The sequence below is a fragment of the Maribacter ulvicola genome (genome assembly GCF_900155985.1).
Taxonomy (GTDB): domain Bacteria; phylum Bacteroidota; class Bacteroidia; order Flavobacteriales; family Flavobacteriaceae; genus Maribacter; species Maribacter ulvicola.
Genome location: NZ_FTMA01000001.1, coordinates 1,755,207 through 1,778,311 on the forward strand (window position 1 = coordinate 1,755,207; position 23,105 = coordinate 1,778,311).

General features: G+C 35.8%; 18 protein-coding genes and 1 tRNA gene. 13 read left to right on the forward strand and 6 right to left on the reverse strand.

Features of this window, described 5'->3' with window-relative positions:
- Position 1 precedes the first annotated feature (1 nt).
- The 4 genes from BW936_RS07495 (at position 2) to BW936_RS07510 (ending at position 5,653) form a co-directional block, all read left to right on the forward strand.
- Positions 2-331, forward strand: a complete 330-nt coding sequence (locus BW936_RS07495; protein ID WP_076547714.1) for a hypothetical protein — start codon at positions 2-4, stop codon at positions 329-331.
- Between the two features lie 10 nt (positions 332-341).
- Positions 342-1,439, forward strand: coding sequence for a glycoside hydrolase family protein (locus BW936_RS07500; RefSeq protein WP_076547715.1), 1,098 nt, complete (start codon positions 342-344; stop codon positions 1,437-1,439).
- Positions 1,440-1,610: 171 nt separating this feature from the next.
- Positions 1,611-3,287 carry a sodium:solute symporter family protein gene (locus BW936_RS07505; RefSeq protein WP_076547716.1) on the forward strand — a complete coding sequence of 559 codons (1,677 nt, stop codon included), beginning with the start codon at positions 1,611-1,613 and terminating at the stop codon, positions 3,285-3,287.
- A gap of 77 nt (positions 3,288-3,364) precedes the next feature.
- A complete protein-coding gene (locus tag BW936_RS07510; protein ID WP_076547717.1) occupies positions 3,365-5,653 on the forward strand; it encodes an FAD-dependent oxidoreductase in 2,289 nt (762 codons plus the stop codon).
- A gap of 560 nt (positions 5,654-6,213) precedes the next feature.
- On the opposite strand, the gene BW936_RS07515 is transcribed toward BW936_RS07510, so the two are convergent.
- Positions 6,214-6,287, reverse strand: a tRNA-Arg gene (locus tag BW936_RS07515).
- Positions 6,288-6,362: 75 nt separating this feature from the next.
- Here BW936_RS07515 and BW936_RS07520 point away from each other — a divergent pair.
- Positions 6,363-6,875 carry an adenine phosphoribosyltransferase gene (locus BW936_RS07520; protein ID WP_076547718.1) on the forward strand — a complete coding sequence of 171 codons (513 nt, stop codon included), beginning with the start codon at positions 6,363-6,365 and terminating at the stop codon, positions 6,873-6,875.
- Here BW936_RS07520 and BW936_RS07525 read toward each other — a convergent pair.
- Entirely contained in the window at positions 6,872-7,024 is a 153-nt protein-coding gene (locus BW936_RS07525) for an SsrA-binding protein (RefSeq protein WP_076547989.1), read from the reverse strand. The two genes, BW936_RS07520 and BW936_RS07525, sit on opposite strands and share 4 nt — an antisense overlap.
- A gap of 557 nt (positions 7,025-7,581) precedes the next feature.
- Between BW936_RS07525 and BW936_RS07530 the strand changes: the two genes are divergently transcribed.
- Entirely contained in the window at positions 7,582-8,520 is a 939-nt protein-coding gene (locus tag BW936_RS07530; protein WP_076547719.1) for a calcium/sodium antiporter, read from the forward strand.
- Between the two features lie 84 nt (positions 8,521-8,604).
- Here BW936_RS07530 and BW936_RS07535 read toward each other — a convergent pair whose 3' ends face one another.
- Positions 8,605-9,621, reverse strand: coding sequence for a glutamine synthetase beta-grasp domain-containing protein (locus BW936_RS07535; protein WP_076547720.1), 1,017 nt, complete (start codon positions 9,619-9,621; stop codon positions 8,605-8,607).
- A 188-nt stretch (positions 9,622-9,809) separates the two neighbouring features.
- Here BW936_RS07535 and BW936_RS07540 point away from each other — a divergent pair, with 188 nt between their 5' ends.
- From BW936_RS07540 to pyrF, 6 genes are all read left to right on the forward strand, one after another.
- Positions 9,810-11,996, forward strand: coding sequence for a glutamine synthetase III family protein (locus BW936_RS07540; protein WP_076547990.1), 2,187 nt, complete (start codon positions 9,810-9,812; stop codon positions 11,994-11,996).
- Between the two features lie 93 nt (positions 11,997-12,089).
- Entirely contained in the window at positions 12,090-13,268 is a 1,179-nt protein-coding gene (locus BW936_RS07545; protein ID WP_076547721.1) for an AIR synthase related protein, read from the forward strand.
- Between the two features lie 52 nt (positions 13,269-13,320).
- Positions 13,321-13,764 (forward strand): Rieske 2Fe-2S domain-containing protein, encoded by a 444-nt coding sequence (locus BW936_RS07550; RefSeq protein ID WP_076547722.1) that lies wholly within the window; start codon positions 13,321-13,323, stop codon positions 13,762-13,764.
- Positions 13,765-13,851: 87 nt separating this feature from the next.
- A complete protein-coding gene (locus BW936_RS07555; protein ID WP_244156177.1) occupies positions 13,852-14,838 on the forward strand; it encodes an FAD:protein FMN transferase in 987 nt (328 codons plus the stop codon).
- 85 nt (positions 14,839-14,923) lie between these two features.
- The gene (prfA, locus tag BW936_RS07560) at positions 14,924-16,000 is read left to right on the forward strand and encodes a peptide chain release factor 1 (protein ID WP_076547724.1); all 1,077 of its coding nucleotides are present in this window, start codon (positions 14,924-14,926) and stop codon (positions 15,998-16,000) included.
- Positions 16,001-16,003: 3 nt separating this feature from the next.
- The gene (gene pyrF / locus BW936_RS07565; protein WP_076547725.1) at positions 16,004-16,825 is read left to right on the forward strand and encodes an orotidine-5'-phosphate decarboxylase; all 822 of its coding nucleotides are present in this window, start codon (positions 16,004-16,006) and stop codon (positions 16,823-16,825) included.
- Here pyrF and BW936_RS07570 read toward each other — a convergent pair.
- Positions 16,817-17,008: a hypothetical protein gene (locus tag BW936_RS07570; protein WP_076547726.1), complete on the reverse strand. Its 192-nt coding sequence runs from the start codon at positions 17,006-17,008 to the stop codon at positions 16,817-16,819. The two genes, pyrF and BW936_RS07570, sit on opposite strands and share 9 nt — an antisense overlap.
- A 225-nt stretch (positions 17,009-17,233) precedes the next feature.
- Here BW936_RS07570 and BW936_RS07575 point away from each other — a divergent pair, with 225 nt between their 5' ends.
- Entirely contained in the window at positions 17,234-18,016 is a 783-nt protein-coding gene (locus BW936_RS07575; RefSeq protein WP_076547727.1) for an alpha/beta fold hydrolase, read from the forward strand.
- 97 nt (positions 18,017-18,113) lie between these two features.
- On the opposite strand, the gene BW936_RS07580 is transcribed toward BW936_RS07575, so the two are convergent.
- Complete coding sequence (locus tag BW936_RS07580) at positions 18,114-19,709, reverse strand: SusD/RagB family nutrient-binding outer membrane lipoprotein (RefSeq protein ID WP_076547728.1); 1,596 nt, start codon at positions 19,707-19,709, stop codon at positions 18,114-18,116.
- A 6-nt stretch (positions 19,710-19,715) separates the two neighbouring features.
- Entirely contained in the window at positions 19,716-22,925 is a 3,210-nt protein-coding gene (locus BW936_RS07585; protein ID WP_076547729.1) for a SusC/RagA family TonB-linked outer membrane protein, read from the reverse strand.
- Positions 22,926-23,105 lie beyond the last annotated feature (180 nt).

Here is a 23,105-nt window from a genome sequence, read left to right on the forward strand (position 1 = left end):
AATGGGCATGAAGGTATTGATCAATTTTTTGTTTGTCGCAACTATTGTAGCATTTCAACAATATAAAGGAAATGACCAAACTGAGTTTGTTATTGAAAATGCATCACTATCTAGAACTGTAAAGAATAGTAATGGTAAGCTTCATAGAAGTAAAATAGTCAACAAAATAAATGGTCAAGAATTAGTTTTTCAGGGAAATGAAGAGTTCAGGATTCGTATATATAAAGGAACTCATATAGAGTGGTCAGATGTACAGCTTACTTCAAACGATTTTTCTTTTGTTCGTGTATTAAAAAATGATGGCGATATCAAAAAATATCTAATCCACTAAATGAAATCTTATGAAGAAAAGACCTTATACTAATATAGCATTGATTATCATTTTTACAATACTAATAAGCTGTAAGACAGAAAATAAAAAAGCTATTGAGAAAACTGTTGAGATAACGGATTTTTCAAAATTGTTACAACCTGTACCGCTACACTCTAAGGTAGTGGAAGATGGGTATTATGTATGGGGTGGATCGGTAGTTAAAGGCAAAGATGGGTTATACCACATGTATTATTCCAGATGGCTTAAAGAATATGGTTTTGATGCTTGGGTAACCCATTCAGAAATAGCTCATGCCACTTCTGAAAATGCAGCAGGTCCGTTTAAATTTAAAGAAGTTGCTTTGCCTATTAGAGGCGCTGAATTTTGGGACGGACTAACGACCCATAATCCAACTATTCATAGGTTTAATGATAAATACTATCTGTACTATATGGGAACTACCGGTGATGGAAAAGTTAGTACCAATGGCCTAAACTTTATGCACCGCAACAATCAGCGAATAGGAATGGCTTGGGCAGATGACCCCAGCGGACCATGGCATAGATCGGAGAGCCCTATAATTGATGTGTCACAAGACAAACAAGCCTATGATGCACTTATGGTCAGTAATCCATCGGTCAGTAAAATGAAAGACGGTAAAATCTTAATGATATATAAAGCCGTAGCAAAACATAAAAAAATGCCATTTGGTGGCCCTGTAACCCATTTAGCAGCCATTGCAGATAGCCCAGAAGGTCCTTTCAATAAAAAAACACAACTTATTTTCTATAAAGAAGGAGAAGCATTCCCGGCCGAGGATCCTTATATATGGTATGAAAAAAAAGATAATAGGTACTATGCAATTGTGAAAGATATGACAGGAACTTTTACAAACCAAGGTATGTCGTTGGCTTTGTTTACCTCTATGAATGGTTTAGACTGGAAGCCTGCAAAAAACGCTTTGGTTACCAAGAGAGAGATAGAATGGGCTAATGGAGAATTAGAAAAAGTAGGTAGGCTGGAAAGACCTCAGTTACTGATAGAAAATAATCAACCTGCGATGCTTTATTGTGCCGTTCAAGTTAATGGAAATACCTTTAACGTTCATATTCCTTTAAAAAAATGAACAAATAAAAAGCCGACGACTACAATAGTATTTAAATAAAAAATAATGAGTTTTAGTTGATGAAAATATTTCAATTATAAAATATAGACAGAAAAAATTGAGCCTACTGTAGGTTAAAAGATATAAACGTAAAGAAAGAAACATAAATAAGTAATAACCAGAAATTAAACTATGAGTAACATTGATTATATAACCATATTAGTATTTTCCCTAGTTATTGTAATGGCCGGGCTTGCCTTTAGAAAGAGAGGTAGTGATATGAAATCTTATTTTGCTGCAGGGGGTGCGGTACCATGGTCTATAAGTGGGTTGTCCTTATTTATGAGTTTCTTTTCTGCGGGTACTTTCGTCGTTTGGGGGTCTATAGCCTATGAATTAGGTTGGGTAGCAATTACTATTCAAATGGCCATGTGCTTAGGTGGATTTTTTGTAGCCTATTTAATAGCTCCAAAATGGCGTAATACCAATAGTTTAACTGCCGCAGAGTTTGTAAGAAAGAGGCTAGGGGGCAAAACACAAAATTTTTATACCTATTTAATATTAATAATATCGTTAGGGTATTCTGGAGCTTTTTTATATCCTGTTGCCAAAATAATTAATGTATCTACAGGTTTTTCTATCACCGCTTGTGTAATTGTTTTGGGGCTTCTTATTTTATTATATACCGTAGTCGGTGGTTTATGGGCGGTCATCATTACAGATGTTTTACAGTTTGTAATACTCACAGCGGCCGTTCTTATAGTAGTATACTTGTCTTTGCAAGAAGTAGGAGGTTTAGATGCTTTTATTGATAAAGCTCCAGAAAACTTTCTTGATTGGACTACCAGTGAATATTCTTGGGGCTTTATAGTCGCTTTTGCAATATATAACACCATTTTTATAGGAGGTAACTGGGCTTATGTACAACGTTATACCAGTGTGAAAGATGCTAAAAGTGCTAAAAAAGTGGGGTTGACTTTTGGGTGGCTCTATCTTTTAAGTCCGTTTATTTGGATGTTACCACCAATGATCTATAAAGTGTTGAACCCTTCGCTTACAGGTCTAGATATTGAAGGAGCCTATTTGTTGATATGTAAAGAAGTATTGCCATTAGGTATGCTAGGGCTTATGCTTGGCGGTATGGTGTTTGCAACTGCTAGTTCTGTAAATACAACGTTAAATTTAGCGGCATCAGTTATTACAAATGATATTTTTAGGGTTTTAAAACCTAATGCATCGGTAAAACAAACTATGAACGTAGCCAAGATATCAACATTGTTGTTTGGGTTAGGAACCATAGGTGTAGCTCTTTTAGTACCCTCTGCTGGGGGAATCGTTAATATGGTATTAAGTATAGGTGCTGTAACCGGTTGCTCCTTATATGGACCACCAATATGGGCGCTTTTCTCTAAACGGCATACAGGAAAATCTATTTTAGGAGTCACCTTGATAAGTCTTAGTATTAATTTACTATTTAAATTTTTTGCTGATAGTTTATTAGGAGAAAGTTTATCAAGGGCAAATGAGATGCTTTTAGGGTCCATATTACCTTTTGCCCTATTATTGGCATACGAATGGTATGCTAAATTCAAAGGGGTGAACGAAAGTGAAGATTATACGAAGTATCAATCAAAAGCACTAAAAGTTGTAGAGGATGAAGAAGAAAAAGATTCTGCTGAACAAAATGTGTTTGGCTTAAAAGTGTTGGCAGTCACACTGATAGCGGTAGGGGTTTTAATATTGATTTTAGGCATTTTTGCACAAGAATCTAATGGCATCGTATTAGCTGTAGGGTCCATAATCGTAGTGATCGCATTAATAATTTATCCCAATTTCAAAAGGTTATTGCGGTTTCCCAAATCAAGTTAGTAAATCATAGCAACAATTTAAACAATACAATAATACTCCAAGTGCTCCCTAACTTGGAATTTAAAAACAAATAAAAAATGATCAAAAGTGAATTTAGTAGTGCAAGAGACAATAAACTTATGGCGCTTAATACAGACCTTGTCGTTATTGGTGGGGGCTTATCGGGTGTTTGTGTCGCTATTACCGCAGCAAGAGAGAACTTAAAAGTAGTTTTGATCCAAGATAGACCGGTACTTGGTGGTAATGCTTCAAGTGAAATAAGGTTATGGGCTCTTGGCGCAACATCGCATATGGGAAACAACAATCGCTGGTCAAGAGAAGGGGGATTGATCAATGAAATTTTATTAGATAATCTTCAACGCAATAAAGAAGGTAATCCGCTTATTTTTGATACGATTCTTTTAGAAAAAATTTACGAGGAAAAGAACATTACACTGTTACTTAATACGGCGGTATATGAGACAATAAAAATAGATGATAGAAAAATTAAGAGTGTAAAGGCATTTTGTAGTCAAAATTCAACTACGTATAATGTAGCGGCACCTTATTTCTGTGATGCCTCTGGAGACGGAATTGTAGCCTTTCAATCTGGGGCTTCTTTTAGAATGGGAGCAGAAACCTCAGATGAGTTTGATGAAGGTTTTGCCCCAAACATTGAAGACTATGGTAATTTGTTAGGGCATTCACTCTATTTATATACTAAAGATCTAGGGAAGCCAGTTAGCTATACAGCACCCTCTTTTGCCATTACTAACGCCGAAGATTTACCGCGAATTAAAAATTATCAATTGGGAGATCACGGCTGTAAACTTTGGTGGGTAGAATATGGGGGTAGATTAGATACGGTACATGAATCTGAAGATATTAAGCTTGAACTATGGAAAGTGGTGTACGGTATTTGGGATTATGTAAAGAATAGTGGTAAATATCCCGAAGCAGAGAATTTAACACTAGAATGGGTAGGTACCATTCCCGGTAAGCGTGAGAGTAGACGATTTGAAGGAGATTATATTTTGTCACAAAAAGATATTGTTGAGCAAAGAGATCATTATGATGCGGTAGCTTTTGGAGGATGGGCGATGGATTTGCACCCTGCTGATGGTATTTATAGTAAACATAACTCTTGTACGCAATGGCATGGTAAAGGAGTGTATTCCATTCCGTATCGTTGTTATTATTCAAAGGACCTTGATAATCTTTTTTTAGCAGGTAGAATTATTAGTGCCAGTCATGTTGCCTTTGGGTCTTCAAGGGTAATGTTAACTTGTGCCCATGGTGCTCAAGCGGTAGGTAAGGCGGCAGCAATTTGTTTAGAGCAAAATCTTTCGCCAAGAGATCTATCCCAGAAAGAAAACATAGAAAAATTGCAGTTGGCATTGAATAGAGATGGACAGAGTATTCCCCGTCTAGATATTACGGACCGTGAGGATCTGGCGCAACTTTCTCACATTAGTGCAAGTTCTACTTTGGTTTTTAATGGTTTTACACCTGGTGAAGAGTGGTATACCCTTAAGTTTGGAATTGCCCAATTATTGCCATTAAATTTAAATGAAAATTACAGTTTTGAATTTGAGGTAGAAGCTGAAACGGATACAACCTTAGAAATACAATTGAAAAGCAGTGCGCTTTGTTCTCATTTTACACCCGATGTTGTTGTTGATGGCAAAACCTTCAACCTTAAAAAAGGAAAGCAAAAAATTACATTTAACACGACAGAGGCGCAAAATATCCAACATTATTCATATTGCTGTATCTTGAAAAATGAAAAAGTCAAGGTAAGACTTTCAGATGAGCGTATAACGGGGTTAATGACCGTACAGAATAAAGTGAATAAGGCGGTTTCAAATTTTGGTAGACAAGACCCGCCAAAAGATATTGCCGTTGATAGTTTTGAGTTTTGGACCCCTGAAAGAAGACCGGGAGGAAAGAATTTGGCGCTGACGCTTAACAAGCCTTTACCCATTTTTGAAGTTAATAATTTATTAAACGGCAAAGTAAGGCCAGAATCAAACGGTAACACTAATGCTTGGGTGGCAGAAATAGAAGATAAAACACCCCAAGTTAGGCTAAAATGGGAAAAACCAGTAACAGTAAAAACAGTAAAACTGTATTTTGATTGTGATTTTGATCATGCTTTAGAAACAACCCTTATGGGACATCCAGAAGATACCATACCATTTGTAGTTGACGAGTATAAGATTAAAGACGGTTCTGGCACTATTCTAAAAGAAGTTAAAGGAAATTTTCAAGCTATTAATACACTTACCTTAGATAGTGCAATCTCAACAGATGTGCTAACTTTTGAGTTTTCTAAGAATGATAGAAACATACCGGTTTCAATATTTAAAATTTCCGTATTTGAATAATTTGGTCAGAACTTATATATGACCTTAAAGCCTAATGTGGTTAATGAGGGTAAACTATTATAGGGGAGAAGAAAAAAATTGAATACCACGTATAGAAAGCGTTGAAAGTAAGTTTCAATAAAAAGTAACTTATTGGTTACAGACCAAGATTCAGTAATACATAAAAGCCTTTCTTTCTTGTAAATTATATAAGAGCAAGAAAGAAAGGTATACTAACTGTGCGTATTAAAATAAGAGGTTAAGTTTTAGTCTGCCATAGTCAAATATGAAATAGACGTTTATAGAAAATTTAGGATTAGGGTAATCCATTAGAAGATTAAAAAATGTGTTTGTAGAATGGTAACTATCGTCTTTTAATGACACAAATTATAAAGGCATTAGTACAATTAATGATTCCTTATAAATACGATCAGCTTTATTCAATTAACGACAAATGTTAGCGATTACTATTGCTATTGCCAATTTTTGAATATTTCAATTTATAGGATACTCTTAAAAGCAATAAACCCTGCAAATTCTAGAATTTGCAGGGTTTTGACTCTTAAAGCGAGTTAAACTTGTGACCTCGACAGGATTCAAACCTGTAACCTCTTGAGCCGTAATCAAGTGCGCTATTCAGTTGCGCCACGAGGCCATTTTGTTTTTCCCTTAACGGGGTGCAAATATATTTCTTTTTACATTTACCACAAAATAAAGAACATATTATTACATGGATTTTAAAAGCTTAATTAGAGATGTACCTGATTTTCCTAAAGAAGGGGTCGTTTTTAAGGATATAACTTTATTACTTAAAAACCCCACAGCCCTAAATAAAACGCTAAAAGCATTGTATGATTTAACTGGCGGACAGAAAATAGACAAAGTGGTGGGAATGGAAAGTAGGGGATTCATTTTTGGACCTATGTTAGCAAAAAAACTGAATGCTGGTTTTGTACCAGTGCGCAAATCGGGTAAATTACCATCTACAACGCTCAAAGAAACTTTTGATTTGGAGTATGGTACCGATACTTTGGAAATTCACATAGATGGGATAGAAAAAGGAGACAAGGTCTTAATTCATGATGACGTTTTGGCTACAGGTGGTACCGCAAAAGCAACTTGTAAACTAGTAGAACGTTTGGGTGGAGAAATAGTACAATGTAATTTTCTTATAGAACTTACATTTTTAAAGGGTAGTTCTAAAATCAGTGATCATGCCATAAAATCTTTGATAAAATATTAGTCTAACGCTTTTGTAGTAATAAAGTAGCGCCAACCAATTAAAGCTAGTTGTAGCTTACTGGCTTTAGATAAATCTAGCTGCTTTTTGCTGTAAGATGGTAAAATAGCTTTGTTCAGCCTGGCAATAAATTTAAAAAGCTTCTTTTTCAAGTTGAAATTTTTACAAACATACATAAATAACTTTATGCTTTATAAAATGGTTAGGTTTCCGTTATAGTAGTACCTATAAATAATTAGAGCTATACTATAGTTACTATGATACTTAAGAGTAAGAAAACAATGATTTTTATTAAAGTAATCATATGTGAAAATTCTTGAGTTCGATAATGTTGTTTTAATCTTTTAGAAAGATAGAATAGTAGTAAGAGGGCAACAAATGAATTTTGTTAAAACAATAAATTTGAATATAGGTGTCTAAGGTAAATATGTTGCCATTGTTAACTGTTAATTTACAGATCGTTTTTGTCTTAAATTCATATTTTGGTTTTATGTTGTGTTTAGTGATAATTGTAGCGTTTCTTTTAAATTATTTAAAAAGCTGGGCTAAAAATGATGAAGCGCTAACTTTTCATTCTTTTATGTAAAAACACAAAGTTTTATGAGTATTGAGATACACTATTAAATGAAATATTGTTTTAGTTTTTAGATGACATCAATTGTCATATGAGATCACATTTCTTCTATTTATATTTGCGAAAATTATTTTTATGCAAGATTTCTTATTTATCGTTGGCGGATTAACTTTATTGATAGCAGGTGGAAATTGGCTGTTAAAAGCTGCGGTAGATTTATCATTGAAACTAAAGATCCCAAAAATAGTTATTGGTATGACAGTGGTGTCCTTTGCCACATCTGCGCCAGAGTTGATCGTGAGTATTAACGCTGCTTTAGATGGTTTTCCAGATTTGGCCCTTGGTAACGTGGTGGGATCAAATATTGCTAACCTAGGGCTAGTGTTGGCAATTACTATTTTACTTAGCCCTATAGATGTTAGTAAAAGTTTTTATACTACAGATTGGCCTGTAATGACGCTTGCTTCTTTACTCTTTTTCTTTTTCATATATTTTGACGGTGTGCTTCAGCAATATGAAGGTATTGCTATGGTAGTCTTTCTTTTTATATTTTTGGTATATCTGCTGCGTTTTCAAAAACCAGCGGTTATAGATGACGAAGATGAACCGGATATTATGCTACCAACGTATAAGACAGCTTTATTCCTAGGCTTGGGTGGCGGAGCGTTATGGGGAGGTTCTGAGTTGCTAATTAATGGTGCCGTAGGTATGGCTACAGTATTTGGGGTCAGTGAGCGTGTAATTGCGGTTACTATAGTTTCTGTGGGCACAAGTATACCTGAATTGGCAGCATCAATTATTGCAGTGATTAAAAAAGAGAAAGCAATATCATTAGGTAACCTCATTGGTTCTAATATATTTAATCTACTTGCAGTTCTCGGTATCACTTCAATAATTACACCAATACCCGTTATGGATCAAGGATTATTGACAAATGATATTTTCTGGATGTTGGGTATCTCTTTTCTTATTTTACCTCTTGTTTTTATACCTAAAGGATTACGGTTGGGGTGGAGAGATGGTTTAATTCTTGTGAGTGTTTATCTGTTATTTATCTATTTTACAATAGCATAAAATCAGTTTAGCATTATAGTATATATCAAAAACGCCCTGAATTAATTCAGGGCGTTTTTAGTATAATCAACAATTAATTTGGTATTAAATATCTGCAGATTTAACGGTTTGAACGATTCTACCTGCAATTTTATAAGGGTCACCGTTAGAGGCTGGTCTTCTATCTTCTAACCATCCTTTCCAGCCGCTTTCAACAGTTGCAATAGGAATACGAATAGATGCACCTCTATCAGAAATACCGAAACTGAAATCTGTAATAGCAGCAGTTTCATGTAAACCTGTCAAACGTTGGTCGTTAAACTCACCATAAACGGCAATATGTTCTTTAACAACTGGTCTAAATGCCTCACAAATTTTTTCGTAAGTAGCTTGGTCACCACAAGTTCTTAAGGTTGTATTAGAGAAATTTGCGTGCATACCAGAACCGTTCCAGTCCATGTGTTTACCTAAAGGTTTTGGGTGATAATCTATGTAATATCCATAAGATTCAGTTAATCTATCTAAAAGGTAACGTGCTACCCATAATTCGTCACCAGCTAATTTGGCACCTTTAGCGAATAATTGAAATTCCCACTGTCCACATGCAACTTCTTGGTTAATACCTTCAAAGTTTAGACCAGCAGCGATACAAAGATCAGCATGCTCTTCTACAATATGTCTTCCGTGTGTGTTTTTTCCTCCTACAGAACAGTAGTACATACCTTGTGGGGCTGGGTAACCACCTCTTGGGAAACCTAAAGGTAATTCTGTAGCCGTATCCATAATAAAATATTCTTGCTCAAAACCGAACCAGAAATCTGAATCTTCATCATCGATACCAGCTCTACCATTAGATTTATGTGGAGTACCGTCAGCATTAAGTACTTCTGTCATAACTAGAAACCCATCCTTTCTTGCTGGGTCTGGAAAAATAGCAACTGGTTTAAGCAAACAGTCAGAAGAACCACCTTCGGCTTGACGTGTTGAGCTTCCATCAAAAGACCACATTTCGCAATCCTCTAATTTACCACCAAAGTCATTAACCACTTTGGTTTTACTTCTCATGTTTTGGGTAGGAAAATATCCATCTAACCAGATATATTCTAATTTTGTTTTGCTCATAATGTGATCGTTATAAATTTAAAATAGTTGTAAACAAAAATATGTTTTTTATCAATCGGTATGAATTTTTAAGGGGGTTAATGTTTAAAAATTGAATTTATTATTATCTACCCCTATTTTTTGTTGGGTATTTTGCCATATATCTATTTATAGAACGTAATTTTGTCAAATTAATAATGAATTTAATTATGAAATCATCAAGATTTACCGCCATTACTGAAAGTCAGAAAAGAACTAGCATCGCCATAGAAGAAAAAGGTAGGCGTTCTGATCTGTTCGGTGTTAACGTGTTCAATGAAAGGAAAATGTTGCAATACCTTACCAAAGATGCCTTAGCCAGTTTAAAAGGCGCAATGGTTTCAGGTTCTAAGATTGATCGTAAAATTGCCGACCAAGTTGCAGAGGCAATAAAGGGGTGGGCAATAACCATGGGTGCTACTCATTATACGCATTGGTTTCAACCCTTAACAGGATCTACGGCAGAAAAACATGATGCATTTTTTGATCTACTGCCAGATGGTACGGCGTTAGAGAAATTTGGTGGCGGTCAATTAGTGCAGCAAGAACCAGATGCTTCTAGTTTTCCTAGTGGTGGAATTAGAAACACGTTCGAGGCACGAGGTTATACGGCATGGGATCCTTCTTCCCCCGCGTTTATATATGGCACTACCTTATGTATACCTACCATTTTTGTTTCTTATACCGGCGAGGCCTTAGATAACAAAGCACCTTTGTTAAGGGCTTTGAGTGCCGTTGATGACGCTGCTACGGCCGTTGCTAAATATTTTGATAAAACGGTAACCAAGGTTAATGCTACTTTAGGATGGGAGCAAGAGTACTTTCTAATAGATAAGGCACTTGCGCATTCTAGACCAGATATCATGATGACCGGGCGTACTTTGGTGGGGGAAACTCCAGCGAAAGGACAGCAGCTAGATGATCATTATTTTGGTGTAATACCTGATCGTGTACTTAGTTTTATGAGTGATTTGGAACAAGAATGCACCAAATTGGGTATACCTGTAAAGACCAGGCATAATGAGGTAGCTCCAAATCAGTTTGAGTTGGCACCTGTTTTTGAAGAGGCTAACCTGGCAATTGACCATAACCTTCTTTTAATGGATGTGATGGATAAAATTGCCGATAAACATCATTTTAAAGTGTTGTTCCATGAAAAACCATTTGCAGGTATCAATGGATCTGGTAAGCATAACAACTGGTCTTTGGCTACGGATACGGGTGTAAACCTTCTTAGTCCTGGTTCTACGCCTATGAAAAACCTTCAATTTTTAACTTTCTTTATCAATACGATAAAAGCAGTAGATACTTATGAAGAGCTTTTGCGTTCTTCGATCGCATCGGCAAGTAATGATTATCGTTTGGGAGCCAATGAAGCTCCACCGGCTATATTCTCCATTTTTGTAGGCTCTCAGTTAAGTAATGTGTTAGATGAGTTGGAGGGTGTTTCTAAAGGGAAATTGTCTCCTGAAGAAAAAACAGAGTTGAAATTAAATGTAGTAGGTAAAATTCCTGAAATTTTAATGGATAATACCGATCGTAACAGAACTTCCCCTTTTGCGTTTACCGGTAATAAATTTGAAATGAGGGGTGTTGGGTCTAAAACAAATTGTGCAAAACCCATGACTATTTTAAATACTATTGTAGCCAAGCAATTGAAAGATTTTAAAAAGGAGGTAGATGCATTGGTCGATAAGAAAAGCTTGAAAAAGGATGAAGCTGTTTTCAACGTACTTCGTGAATATATAAAAACTTCTAAACGCATTCGTTTTGATGGCGATGGCTATAGTGTTGAATGGGAGAATGAGGCAAAGAAAAGAAAGTTAAGTAATAATAAGAATACTCCAGATGCGCTTGAGGTATTGACATCAAAGGACAGCATTGCGTTGTTCCAGTCTATGAATGTAATGAGCAAGGTAGAGGTTGATGCGCGCCGTGAGGTAGATTTGGAAAATTACATCATGCATGTACAGATAGAAGGTAGGGTGTATAATGAATTGGTCTATGGCTATATTATACCTGCAGCATTAAAATATCAGAATAAGTTGATGAAGAATGTAGCGGGGCTTAAAGAAATCTATGGTGCCGCCCATAAAAAATTCTCCGAAGGTCAATTGACCATGATAGAGGAAATTGCAGAGCATGTGGTGAGTATTAAAAAAATGGTAGATGCTATGGCAGACGCCCGGAGAAAGTCAAATGCCCTAAAAGACACGAAAAGGAAAGCAGAAGCTTATTGCCATAACGTAAAACCATATTTTATGGAAATTAGAACCCATAGCGATAAGCTAGAAAAGTTGATGGATAATAAGATATGGCCATTGACAAAGTACAGAGAATTGTTATTTATTGAGTAAGTCTTTATGATAAATAAAAAAAATGAGGGAATATTAAGCTCTTCTACGGTTGCAGTTTTAATGATTCCCTTATTTTTGCCACAAATTTAAATTATGTCTACATCAAGTAGTGAAAGATATCAGCAACGCGGTGTGTCTGCCTCTAAAGAGGATGTGCACAATGCAATAAAAAATATTGACAAAGGCCTTTTCCCGAAAGCATTTTGTAAAATTGTTCCTGATTATTTAACCGGAGATGATAAATACTGCCTTGTTATGCATGCAGATGGTGCAGGTACCAAATCTTCTTTGGCATATATGTATTGGAAAGAAACCGGAGATATTTCTGTTTGGAAAGGTATAGCACAAGATGCTTTGATCATGAACATAGATGATTTGATCTGTGTTGGTGCTACTGATAATATTATGCTTTCGTCTACTATTGGTAGAAATAAAAACAAGATCCCAGGAGAAGTACTTTCAGCTATCATCAATGGTACGGAAGAATTGATCAATGACTTGGGTAAGTTTGGTATTACCATACATTCTACTGGTGGGGAAACTGCAGATGTAGGTGATTTGGTGAGAACCATAATTGTAGATTCTACGGTTACAGCAAGACTAAAAAGAAGTGATGTTATCGATAATGCCAATATTAAAGCTGGTGATGTTATTGTTGGTCTTGAATCATTTGGTCAAGCAAATTACGAGAAAGAGTATAATGGAGGAATGGGAAGTAACGGTCTAACTTCTGCTAGACATGATGTTTTTTCCAATTACTTGGTAGAAAAATTCCCAGAGAGTTTTGATGCTGAAGTACCTAAAGACCTTGTTTATTCCGGTAATGTTAAATTGACAGATACCGTTGAGAATTCACCTGTAGATGCCGGTAAATTGGTGTTGTCACCAACAAGGACATATGCACCGATCGTAAAGAAGATACTTTCTAAGTATAGTTCAAATGAAATTCATGGAATGATCCATTGTAGTGGTGGGGCACAGACCAAAATTCTTCATTTTATTGATGACTTACATGTGGTAAAAGATAATTTATTTGAAGTGCCACCTCTTTTTAAATTAATTCAAGAACAATCTGGTACAGATTGGAAAGAGATGTATAAGGTTTTTAACTGTGGTCATAGGTTAGAATTCTATCTTCCTGAGGAGGTAGCTAACGATGTTATCGAAATTTCTAAAAGTTTTGGTGTAAATGCTCAAGTTATTGGTAGGGTAGAAGCATCAGATTCAAAAAAACTAACTATTTCCAGCAACTATGGCACCTTTATGTACTAGCACATACGATTAGTGTAAATAAATCGTTCTTTTGGTATAAACCTATTTTGCTATGGAACGAAAAGATTTTTTACGAACGCTAGGAGCTGGTGCTGCTTTTGCAATAACCTTTCCATGTCTTGGAAGTTGTTCAAAAGATAGTGAAGTGGAAGGCGATATCGTAACTCCACCAACAGATGTCGATTTTACGATTGACCTAAATTCTCCTGAAGCGGCAAAATTAGCAAATAATGGAGGATACATTCTAAAGAACTTAGTCGTTGTCGTTAAAAATTTAGAAGGTGAGTTTGTTGCCGCAACTCAAATATGTAGTCACGAGCAATACGATCAGGTGCGATTTGTAAATCGGGATGGTGGTTATTTTTCTTGTGAAGTTCATGGGTCTAAGTTTTCACAAACAGGTACCCCTTTAAATGAAATTCCGAATAGTACTTCAAAGGCATTAAAAATTTACAATACATCTTTAGAGGGTTCGATCTTGCGTGTTTATGAATAAATAAAGCACTGTAACCTAAATAATTAAATAATTCTGACCTAACATAATATTCATTGTACCTATAATTACCCCCAATTAGAGAAGTAAGTGAAAAACTTTATAGCCTTATTACTATGTGTAATGGCCTGCTATGCGTACGGTCAAGAAAAAAAGTATGTTACTGTCAAGAAGTCTTACCCTGTAATGGGCGGTGAATTTGATATTACCGTAGTTTCAGAAGATGAAGAATTGGGGTATATTTATATGCAAGAGGCTTTGGCAGAAGCGCAAAGAATAGAGAAACTCATTTCTGCTTGGGAAGAAGATTCTGAAACAAGCTTAATCAATAAAAATGCAGGTATTAAACCTGTTCATGTCAGTTGGGAGCTATATAAATTAATTGAAAGATCCATACAAATTTCAGAAATAACCAATGGTGCTTTTGATATAACTTTTACCGCACTAAACGATATCTGGTTGCTTGATGGTACAATGGAGAAAATACCAACATCAATTGAAATTCAAGAAGTAAAACATAAAATTGGTTATAAGAACATAGTCCTAAATAATAAAGATCAAACTGTATTTTTGAAAAAAAAAGGAATGCGTATTTCCTTTGGAGGTATAGGTAAAGGCTTTGCCGCAGATAAAGCAAAGGCTTTGTTGGTTTCTAAAAATGTAAAGGCAGGTATACTTAACATTGATGGTGACATCACTACTTGGGGTACAAAAGTAACTGGAGACAAATGGCTAATAGGGATAGTGAATCCTGATTTAAAAGGAGGTATTTCTTCTTGGATTCCTATTTTAGAGTCTTCTGTAGCTACCACTGGTGGCAACGGTAATTTTATTATGTCAGGAAATAAAAAATATACCCATATAATAAATCCAAAGACAGGCTATCCGGCTACAGGTATCAATAGCGTTTCGGTTTTTGCTAAAAGTGCCGAATTATCGGACGCACTGGCGACCTCTATATTTGTAATGGGTATTGATGCCGGTCTCGCTTTAATTAATCAACTGGGAGATACGGAAGTGATTGTCGTAGATAGTGCCAATAAAATGTATAAAAGTAATGGTATCTTACTTAAATAGCTTCCAATTTTAATTCTTACTGTAATAATCCCTTTAATGTGTCTGTAATTTTATTGTAAATTTGCGATACAAGTGAAGTAAGCATATGATAGACAAGTTAAACATCGTAAAACAACGTTTTGATGAGGTTTCAGACCTTATAATTCAGCCAGATATTATATCTGACCAAGAGAAATATGTAAAACTCACAAAGGAATATAAAGATCTTAAAGATTTAATGGATAAGCGCGAAGAATATCTTGAGCTTACCAATAATATTGCCGAAGCAGAAGAAATTATTGCCGATGGCAGTGATGCAGAAATGCTAGAAATGGCAAAAATGCAAATGGAAGAGGCGAAAGGCGGATTGCCAAAGCTTGAAGAGGAAATTAAATTGATGTTGATTCCTAAAGATCCTGAAGATGCAAAAGATGTAGTTGTTGAGATTAGGGCCGGAACAGGTGGTGATGAAGCAAGTATTTTTGCCGGTGACCTATTTAGAATGTACACTAAGTATTGTGAAGGCAAAGGATGGAAAACAAATGTGATTGACCTTAGTGAAGGTACTAGTGGCGGTTATAAAGAAATCCAATTTGAGGTTTCTGGTGCAAATGTTTATGGTACTTTGAAATTTGAAGCAGGTGTACACCGTGTACAACGTGTGCCACAAACAGAAACACAAGGTAGAGTACATACTAGTGCGGCTACAGTTATGGTTTTGCCTGAAGCTGAAGATTTTGATGTGCAGATAGACCCCAAAGATGTGCGTATAGACTTCTTCTGTTCTTCTGGTCCTGGAGGTCAGTCTGTAAACACAACATATTCAGCTGTTCGATTAACGCACATACCCACAGGGTTGATTGCGCAATGCCAAGATCAAAAATCGCAGCACAAGAATAAAGACAAAGCATTTAGGGTACTTCGTTCTAGATTGTATGATTTAGAATTGGCAAAGAAACAAGAGGAAGATGCTGCCAAACGAAATTCTCAAGTAAGTAGTGGTGACCGTTCTGCTAAAATTAGAACCTATAACTATCCACAAGGTAGGGTAACCGATCACCGTATTGGTCTTACCTTGTATGATTTGTCTAATATTATAGATGGGGACATTCAAAGAATAATAGACGAATTAAGTTTTGTAGAGAATACAGAGAAATTGAGGGAAGCCTCTGAGATATTTTAAGTTATGACCACGCAAGAATTAGTTGCCCAAATACATAAAAAACAATCTTTCTTATGTATTGGTTTAGATACTGATCTAGAAAAGATTCCTTCCTTTTTATTAGAAGATGAAGATCCTATTTTTGCATTTAACAAAGCAATAATTGATGCAACCCATGATTTGTGTGTAGCATACAAACCAAATATTGCTTTTTACGAGGCATATGGGGTGCAGGGATGGTCAGCGTTACGTAAGACTATTACCTACTTAAACGAAAATTATCCTGATATATTCACTATTGCAGATGCTAAGCGTGGAGACATAGGAAATACATCAACCAGATATGCTAAGGCATTTTTTGAGGATTTAAATTTTGATTCTATAACTATAGCTCCTTATATGGGGCAAGATTCTGTTGAGCCATTTTTAGCGTTTAAAGACAAGCACACTATTTTACTTGCCTTAACTTCTAATCAAGGAGCTTTTGATTTGCAAACCAAAAAAATAGAGGGTAAAGAATTGTATAAAGAGGTATTGTCAGTTTCTACAACATATGAAGGTGCTGAGAATCTAATGTATGTAGTGGGTGCTACAAAAGCAGAATATCTAACTGAAATACGTGAAATTGTACCAAATAGCTTCTTATTAGTGCCTGGTGTTGGAGCACAAGGCGGAAGTCTAGAAGAGGTATGTAAATACGGAATGTCTGAAAATGTGGGACTACTAATTAATTCTTCACGAGGTATAATATATGCGTCTGATCAAGAAAATTTTGCAGATGCCGCAAAAGCAAAAGCAAAAGAATTACAGCAAGCAATGAAAATAGAGCTTGAACGATTACACTAAATCTTCTAAAGTTCTTTTTATTCTTTGTGCTTTTAATTCAAAAAATTCACCTAATTGGGTGTTGGATTGAATGTTAGAGGCTTTTTCTAAAAAAATCTGATATTGATACTCCAATAAGCTGATAATGTCATTATTTGCTTTCATTGGTGTTACCGATCCTACTTTGCAATACTGCTTGTTCATGATACTATATTTATATTCTTACAAATATACGTTCAGAATCATGTTTTGGATGTGGGTATGTTGGGCTATACACCTAATTAATGGGTAATATGTCTTTTTTTTAACACTTTTGTAGGTGAAAACTTAAAAGGATGTAGATTTTGAATGAAATATGACTATCCTAAATTTTATATCAAAAAGAATTAATACATTGTAATTTAACCGGGTCTTAATCATATTTGCAATTTGCTTCATTATATAACGTACCAACATAAAACGTCTACTACATGGGTTACCTTTGTGCATGGTGCAGGTGGTAGTTCTTCTATTTGGTATAAACAGATAAGAGAGTTTAAAAAACATTTCAACGTACTACTCTTAGATTTAAGAGGTCATGGTAATTCTAAATTTGGGCTTCAGAAGGTTTTTGATGAAAAGTATACTTTTGATGTAATCACAAATGATATTGTAGAGGTAATTGATTATGAAAAGATTGAAAAAACCCACTTTGTTGGTATTTCCTTAGGCACGATTCTTATTAGAAATTTAGCAGAAAATTATCCTGACCGTGTAGAAAGTATGGTCATGGGGGGTGCTATTATGAAATTAAATTTGCGTTCTCAAATACTAATGAAATTAGGCATTATTTTCAAAAGTGTTATACCCTATATATGGCTGTATAAATTCTTTGCGTTTATTATTATGCCAAACAAGAACCATAGGGAATCTAGGCTTCTTTTTGTTCGTGAAGCTAAGAAATTATATCAAAAAGAATTTATACGATGGTTCAAACTAACCTCTGAGATAAACCCATTGTTACGCTTTTTTAGGTCAGCAGATATCAACATACCTACACTGTATGTAATGGGCGAAGAAGATTATTTGTTTCTGCCAAGCATACGAAAAATTGCAAAGTCGCATCAAAATTCTCAGTTAGTTGTAGTTGAAGACTGTGGTCACGTAGTTAATGTTGAGCAGCCTAATTTTTTTAACGAAAAGGTGGTGGCTTATTTAATAGGTCAGAAATAAATACTTAAGTCCTCTTCTTAGTAATTAGGATTAAAAAGAAAAAGACCGATGCATGTACACCGGTCCTTAACCATTAAACTAAACTATAACTCAATATTTAATTTACGTCCCAAAATAACTTACTGGTAATTAAATCACCATTAGGTAATTTTGCAGCAGCTGATGTTCTATTGCTGCCGTTTAAGGTTTGTAATATCTGCGGATATCTTAATCTGAAAGGAATTTCAGATACTGATGGATCTACAGGGCCTGGTTCAAATACATATGAATTAACTCTGTTATCTGGAGCTAACCCAGCTACCTGCTCTGCAGGTAAAGTAATTGTTTCACCTGGTAATACTATAGTGTTAGGGAATCCTGTTCTTCTATAATCTGCATAAGCTTGATGCGGTTGCATATATAATGCAACATACTTCTGGTTAAGTACAGTTTCTTGGGAGGCTGCTGGTAAACCGCTAACAAAACTATCAATGTCTGCTTGGGCAACTCCCCATCTTTCCATAGAAGCCCTAACTCCGGCTGCATAATTTTCTTGAGAGAATCCGTTTCTTTCAGAAATTATGAACTGTACTTCTGCATACTCCATTAAAACCTCTTCATAGTCTGGTTTAAGTATATTGCTACTCATAAATGAATATGTAGTACGGTCTAAGAAGTTTGTATTTCTAAAGGCGTAAGGTATACCCAAATAGTCGTCATAATCTTCGCTTCTTGTATAGGTGTTGTTTTTCACCTGCTCAATAGTTGCGCTTATAGGGGCAGCCATTTCAAATAACCTAGGGTCAGGACCAAAAGAACCGGTTTCACCTTTTAATAGTTGTACAAATGGTGCTGCAACTGCAAAATCAGTTCTTGTAATATGAGCTCTCCAAAAAGGCGAAGCATTATCATCGGCAGTGTCATATGCTTGTACTGCATTATCTTCATTTGATAACATGACGCCAGCTGCAATAGCAGCATCTATTTCTGCATTAGCTAAAGAAGGGTCAACAGCTCTTAAGTTGTTTGCAACCCGCATTCTTAAAGAATTTGCGAATTTTTTCCATTTCCCTGCATCGCCGTTAAAGATATTATCTCCACTGATAAATACTGGTTCTGAAGTGTTGATCATATCTGAAGATTCAGTTAATTCTTTCAAAATATCAGTGTAAATATCTTCTTGAGCCGCAAAAACTGGTGAAGAAGTATTATTTACGGATAAAGCTTGAAAGCTTTCATTATCACTACCGTAGGAGTAGTAAGGAACGTCGCCAAAGAAATTGGTCAATTCAAAGAACATGTAAGAAAGCATTATTCTTGACGCTGCAATTTGATTGTTATTGTTACCATAGGCAGCAGCTGACTCTCTAGTTTCTTCATCTGTGTTTTGATCTAAAATAGCTTTTAAGTCTGTAGCGACCAAATAGGTATTTTGATAGATGCTTTGTGCAGATGTTTCTCTGTAAAGGTAGCGGTCTTCATCAGCATACGCTGTTTGTCCCCAATACTGCATCCATGGCAATGTAAGTCTACCAGAATTAAAGTCATCTCTACTAAAATCTGTAAATCTTTTAGTAGAATATGCGAATATGTTATTTGTTGGTACAACCTCTGGTTCGTTAGGGTTGTTGTTTATGTCTTCTAGGCCATCATCACAGGAATAGAACCCTGAAACTAATAATGACATAAATACTATGATTAATTTATTTTTCATATTTCTTTAGAATTTTAATTGAACATTCAATCCGTAGCTTTTAGTAGAAGGTAGAGAACCACCTTCAGAACCTTGGATATTACCACTGCCTGATGTAGCCACTTCTGGGTCGAAATTGTCATTGTCCAAGCCCCATACTCCTAGGTTTCTACCAAAGGCAGATACTGTAATGGCAGCAAAATCTTTGAACCAATCAGCCGGAAGTGTATACGCTAAGGTTACCTCTCTTAATTTGATGTAATCTGCATCAAAAACATTCTGTGCATCATTACCAAAATAGAAATCCGTACCATATTGTTGAGCTGGGATCACCTGTGTGTTAGTAGCTGTATTGCTTACCGTATAATCACCATTTTCGTCATAAGTTACGGTACCGGTTACACCTGGTAATACAATACCTTCTTCACGAATGTTGTTAGCGGCAGTCTGCTCTAAAATACCAGAATAATTACCCCACATGTTGGTTAAAGATCTGTACTTACCACCTTTTTGTACATCAACTAAGAAGCCAAACGTAAGGTTCTTGTATTTAAAGTTGTTCCTGAATCCCATGGTGTAGTCAGGTAAAACACTACCTAAATTTTCAACATTCTGAGTTTCTGCATAGCTACCGTTAGAATTGACAACCTTGTTTCCTTGATCATCAAAAACATAGTTGGTACCTCTAATGATACCGTACGGCTGCCCTACTACTGCATTTACTGAAACTGAATTAAAAGGGAAAGATGCAATTTGTAATGTTTCTACACCGTCTATAATCTCTAATAATTCATTATCGTTCTTTGCGAAGTTCCAAATCAAGTCCCATGAAAAATCATTCGTTTGTACAGGGGTAACAGTTACCAAAGCTTCAATACCTTTGTTCTGAAGTTTACCGGCATTTGTGAAAGTTGAGGTAAACCCTGTTGCAGGATCAATTTGTACTGGTGTAATCAAGTCACTTGTTTCTTCATTGTAATAGGTTAAATCAAAGCTTAATCTACTTTTAAAGAAAGCCATTTCAAGACCTAGTTCCCAGGTTTGTTTTTCTTCTGGCAATAAATCCGGATTACGGTTAGTATTGCCCAAGTCGAAAGGAACATTACCTAAAAAAGGAATTCCGCCTGTAAAAGTGTTTGCTAACTGATATGGATCCGTGTCACTACCAACTTCTGCATAACCACCTCTAATTTTACCGAATGATAACCAATTGGCATCAACCAATGAAGAGAAAACAATACTACCACTAACAGAGGGGTAGAAATATGAATTACTATCTGCCGGTAATGTAGAAGACCAATCATTTCTTCCTGTTACCGTTAAATATGCAAAATTGTCATAGCCAAATGATGCAGAACCATAAAGGCTATTTACTCTTTTTTCAGAATCATATTCTGTAACCTGTGCTGGATCTGAAGAATTACTTAGGTTATAAAGACCAGGTACTACCAAGCCTCCAGATGTTTCACCAGTTATTCTATGGAATTCATTATCACGTCTGTTTAAACCTACGAAAGTATTGATGCTCAACTTGTCATTGAAAACATTTTTATCATAGTGTAAACGTCCTTCGTAATTGATTTCTTGAAAATCTCTGTCAATTTCAGTATAAAATGGTTGAGCTTGAGATCCTACAGCTACACGCGAATTAATTCTGAAATCATAGGTGTCTCCATATATTTTACCAACTACATATAAATCATCTGTTAGGTTATATTGAAGCCCTACATTACCGTACCATCTAGTTCTTTTATCTTCTGCAGTATTTTCATACAATGTCCAGTATGGGTTATCAGAATATCTTACGGCACCGTTGGTTGCAGATACTCTATTCCATGAGCGTTGTGCACCATCTGATAATTTGTATTTTTTTAACCTTTCATAATCTAATTGAGTTTGTCCAAACTGATAAAATTGCTGAATAACACCTTCACCCGTATAACCCACTGCTGGTCGGTTAAAACCATCTGTAATAGTTAAATTAACAGATGCATCCATTTTTAACCTGTCTGTCAATTGAGAGGTTCCGTTAAAATTTACGGTTGTTTTACTCAATTCTGAATTTGGTACAATACCGGTAGATTGAGTATTGTTCAATGACATTCTCATTGTAGATTTTTCTGTACCTTGAGAAAATGAAATACCGTTATTATAAGTTACCCCTGTATTAAAGAAGTCGTCTTTGTCATTTTCTGGATATACCCAAGCTCTTGGCTGTAAATAATCTTCACTGAATTCTGGATCAAAAGCGTCCCAATGAAGTACGCGGCTATTTGAATCATATCTTGGTCCCCAAGATTCATCTGTACCATAATCAGCAACATTGTATGTTGTTCCATTAATGGTAGCTTGCCCAAAACCAGATTGCCCAATTGTAGTAGCATCACCGGCACCACCACCATAAAGTTTTTGCACTTTAGGTAAAATATTCACTTGATCAAATGTTACGCCAGAATTGAATACGACTTCTGCTTTTCCTGCTTTACCTGATTTTGTGGTAATCAGAATAACACCGTTACTTGCTCTTGATCCGTATAGTGCAGATGCAGCACCACCTTTTAAAACGTTCATCGATGCAATATCGTCAGGGTTGATATCAAAACCAGCGTCACCGTAATCTCTACCACCGCCTCCGCTTTGTGCGCTGCTGGTGTTGTAATTTGAGTTGTCTAATGGAATACCATCAACTACAATCAATGGTCTGTTTTCTTGTGTAATAGAACCTGCACCCCTTATTAAGATACGTGATGAACCACCTAGGCTACCTGAAGAGTTAGAAACCTGAACACCTGCAACTTTACCACTTAAAGCATTTAAGGCATTGGTATTTCTTGTTTCAGAAAGTTGGTCGCCAGAAACCTCTTGGGTTGCATAACCTAGAGATTTTTTTTCACGTGTTATACCTAATGCCGCAGTTACTACAACTTCTTCCAAAGCTTGGGCATCATCTTCTAATTTTACGTTAATAACAGAAGAACTGCCTACTTGCTTAGTTACGGTCTTTTGACCCACGTAGCTAAAGCGTAGTTGCTGGCCTTGTGAAGCGCGAATTGAATATTTACCATCAAAATCTGTTTGCACACCAGTGGTTGTGCTTACGATTAAAACGGAAACACCTGGCAGAGGAATTCCATTTTGATCAGTTACTGTACCCGTTATGCTTTTGTCTTGTGCGAAACTAATGTACGCCACAAATGAAAGTAACAGAGTAAGAAAATTTCTCGTGTTTGTTCTCATAAATTTAATTTGAGTATTAGTTAGAAAATAGGTTAGCTAAACAGGTAAAGAAGAGCCGGTAGATTTTTTAGATAGCTAATTCTTAAAAATGAGATCAAAACTTATTATTTTTTTGACACTGACCGACTCTTAATACCTTTTGTGAAAATAGAATGATATCCGTGTTAAACGGGTGTCTCC

Bases quoted from the DNA above. Each gene is read 5' to 3' on its own strand.
- BW936_RS07535 (WP_076547720.1), bottom strand. From the start codon at position 9,621: ATGAGCAAAACAAAATTAGAATATATCTGGTTAGATGGATATTTTCCT.
- BW936_RS07500 (WP_076547715.1), top strand. From the start codon at position 342: ATGAAGAAAAGACCTTATACTAATATAGCATTGATTATCATTTTTACA.
- pyrF (WP_076547725.1), top strand. From the start codon at position 16,004: ATGACCACGCAAGAATTAGTTGCCCAAATACATAAAAAACAATCTTTC.
- BW936_RS07540 (WP_076547990.1), top strand. From the start codon at position 9,810: ATGAAATCATCAAGATTTACCGCCATTACTGAAAGTCAGAAAAGAACT.
- BW936_RS07495 (WP_076547714.1), top strand. From the start codon at position 2: ATGGGCATGAAGGTATTGATCAATTTTTTGTTTGTCGCAACTATTGTA.
- BW936_RS07505 (WP_076547716.1), top strand. From the start codon at position 1,611: ATGAGTAACATTGATTATATAACCATATTAGTATTTTCCCTAGTTATT.
- BW936_RS07570 (WP_076547726.1), bottom strand. From the start codon at position 17,008: ATGAACAAGCAGTATTGCAAAGTAGGATCGGTAACACCAATGAAAGCA.
- BW936_RS07510 (WP_076547717.1), top strand. From the start codon at position 3,365: ATGATCAAAAGTGAATTTAGTAGTGCAAGAGACAATAAACTTATGGCG.
- prfA (WP_076547724.1), top strand. From the start codon at position 14,924: ATGATAGACAAGTTAAACATCGTAAAACAACGTTTTGATGAGGTTTCA.
- BW936_RS07580 (WP_076547728.1), bottom strand. From the start codon at position 19,709: ATGAAAAATAAATTAATCATAGTATTTATGTCATTATTAGTTTCAGGG.
- BW936_RS07585 (WP_076547729.1), bottom strand. From the start codon at position 22,925: ATGAGAACAAACACGAGAAATTTTCTTACTCTGTTACTTTCATTTGTG.
- BW936_RS07550 (WP_076547722.1), top strand. From the start codon at position 13,321: ATGGAACGAAAAGATTTTTTACGAACGCTAGGAGCTGGTGCTGCTTTT.
- BW936_RS07530 (WP_076547719.1), top strand. From the start codon at position 7,582: ATGCAAGATTTCTTATTTATCGTTGGCGGATTAACTTTATTGATAGCA.
- BW936_RS07545 (WP_076547721.1), top strand. From the start codon at position 12,090: ATGTCTACATCAAGTAGTGAAAGATATCAGCAACGCGGTGTGTCTGCC.
- BW936_RS07520 (WP_076547718.1), top strand. From the start codon at position 6,363: ATGGATTTTAAAAGCTTAATTAGAGATGTACCTGATTTTCCTAAAGAA.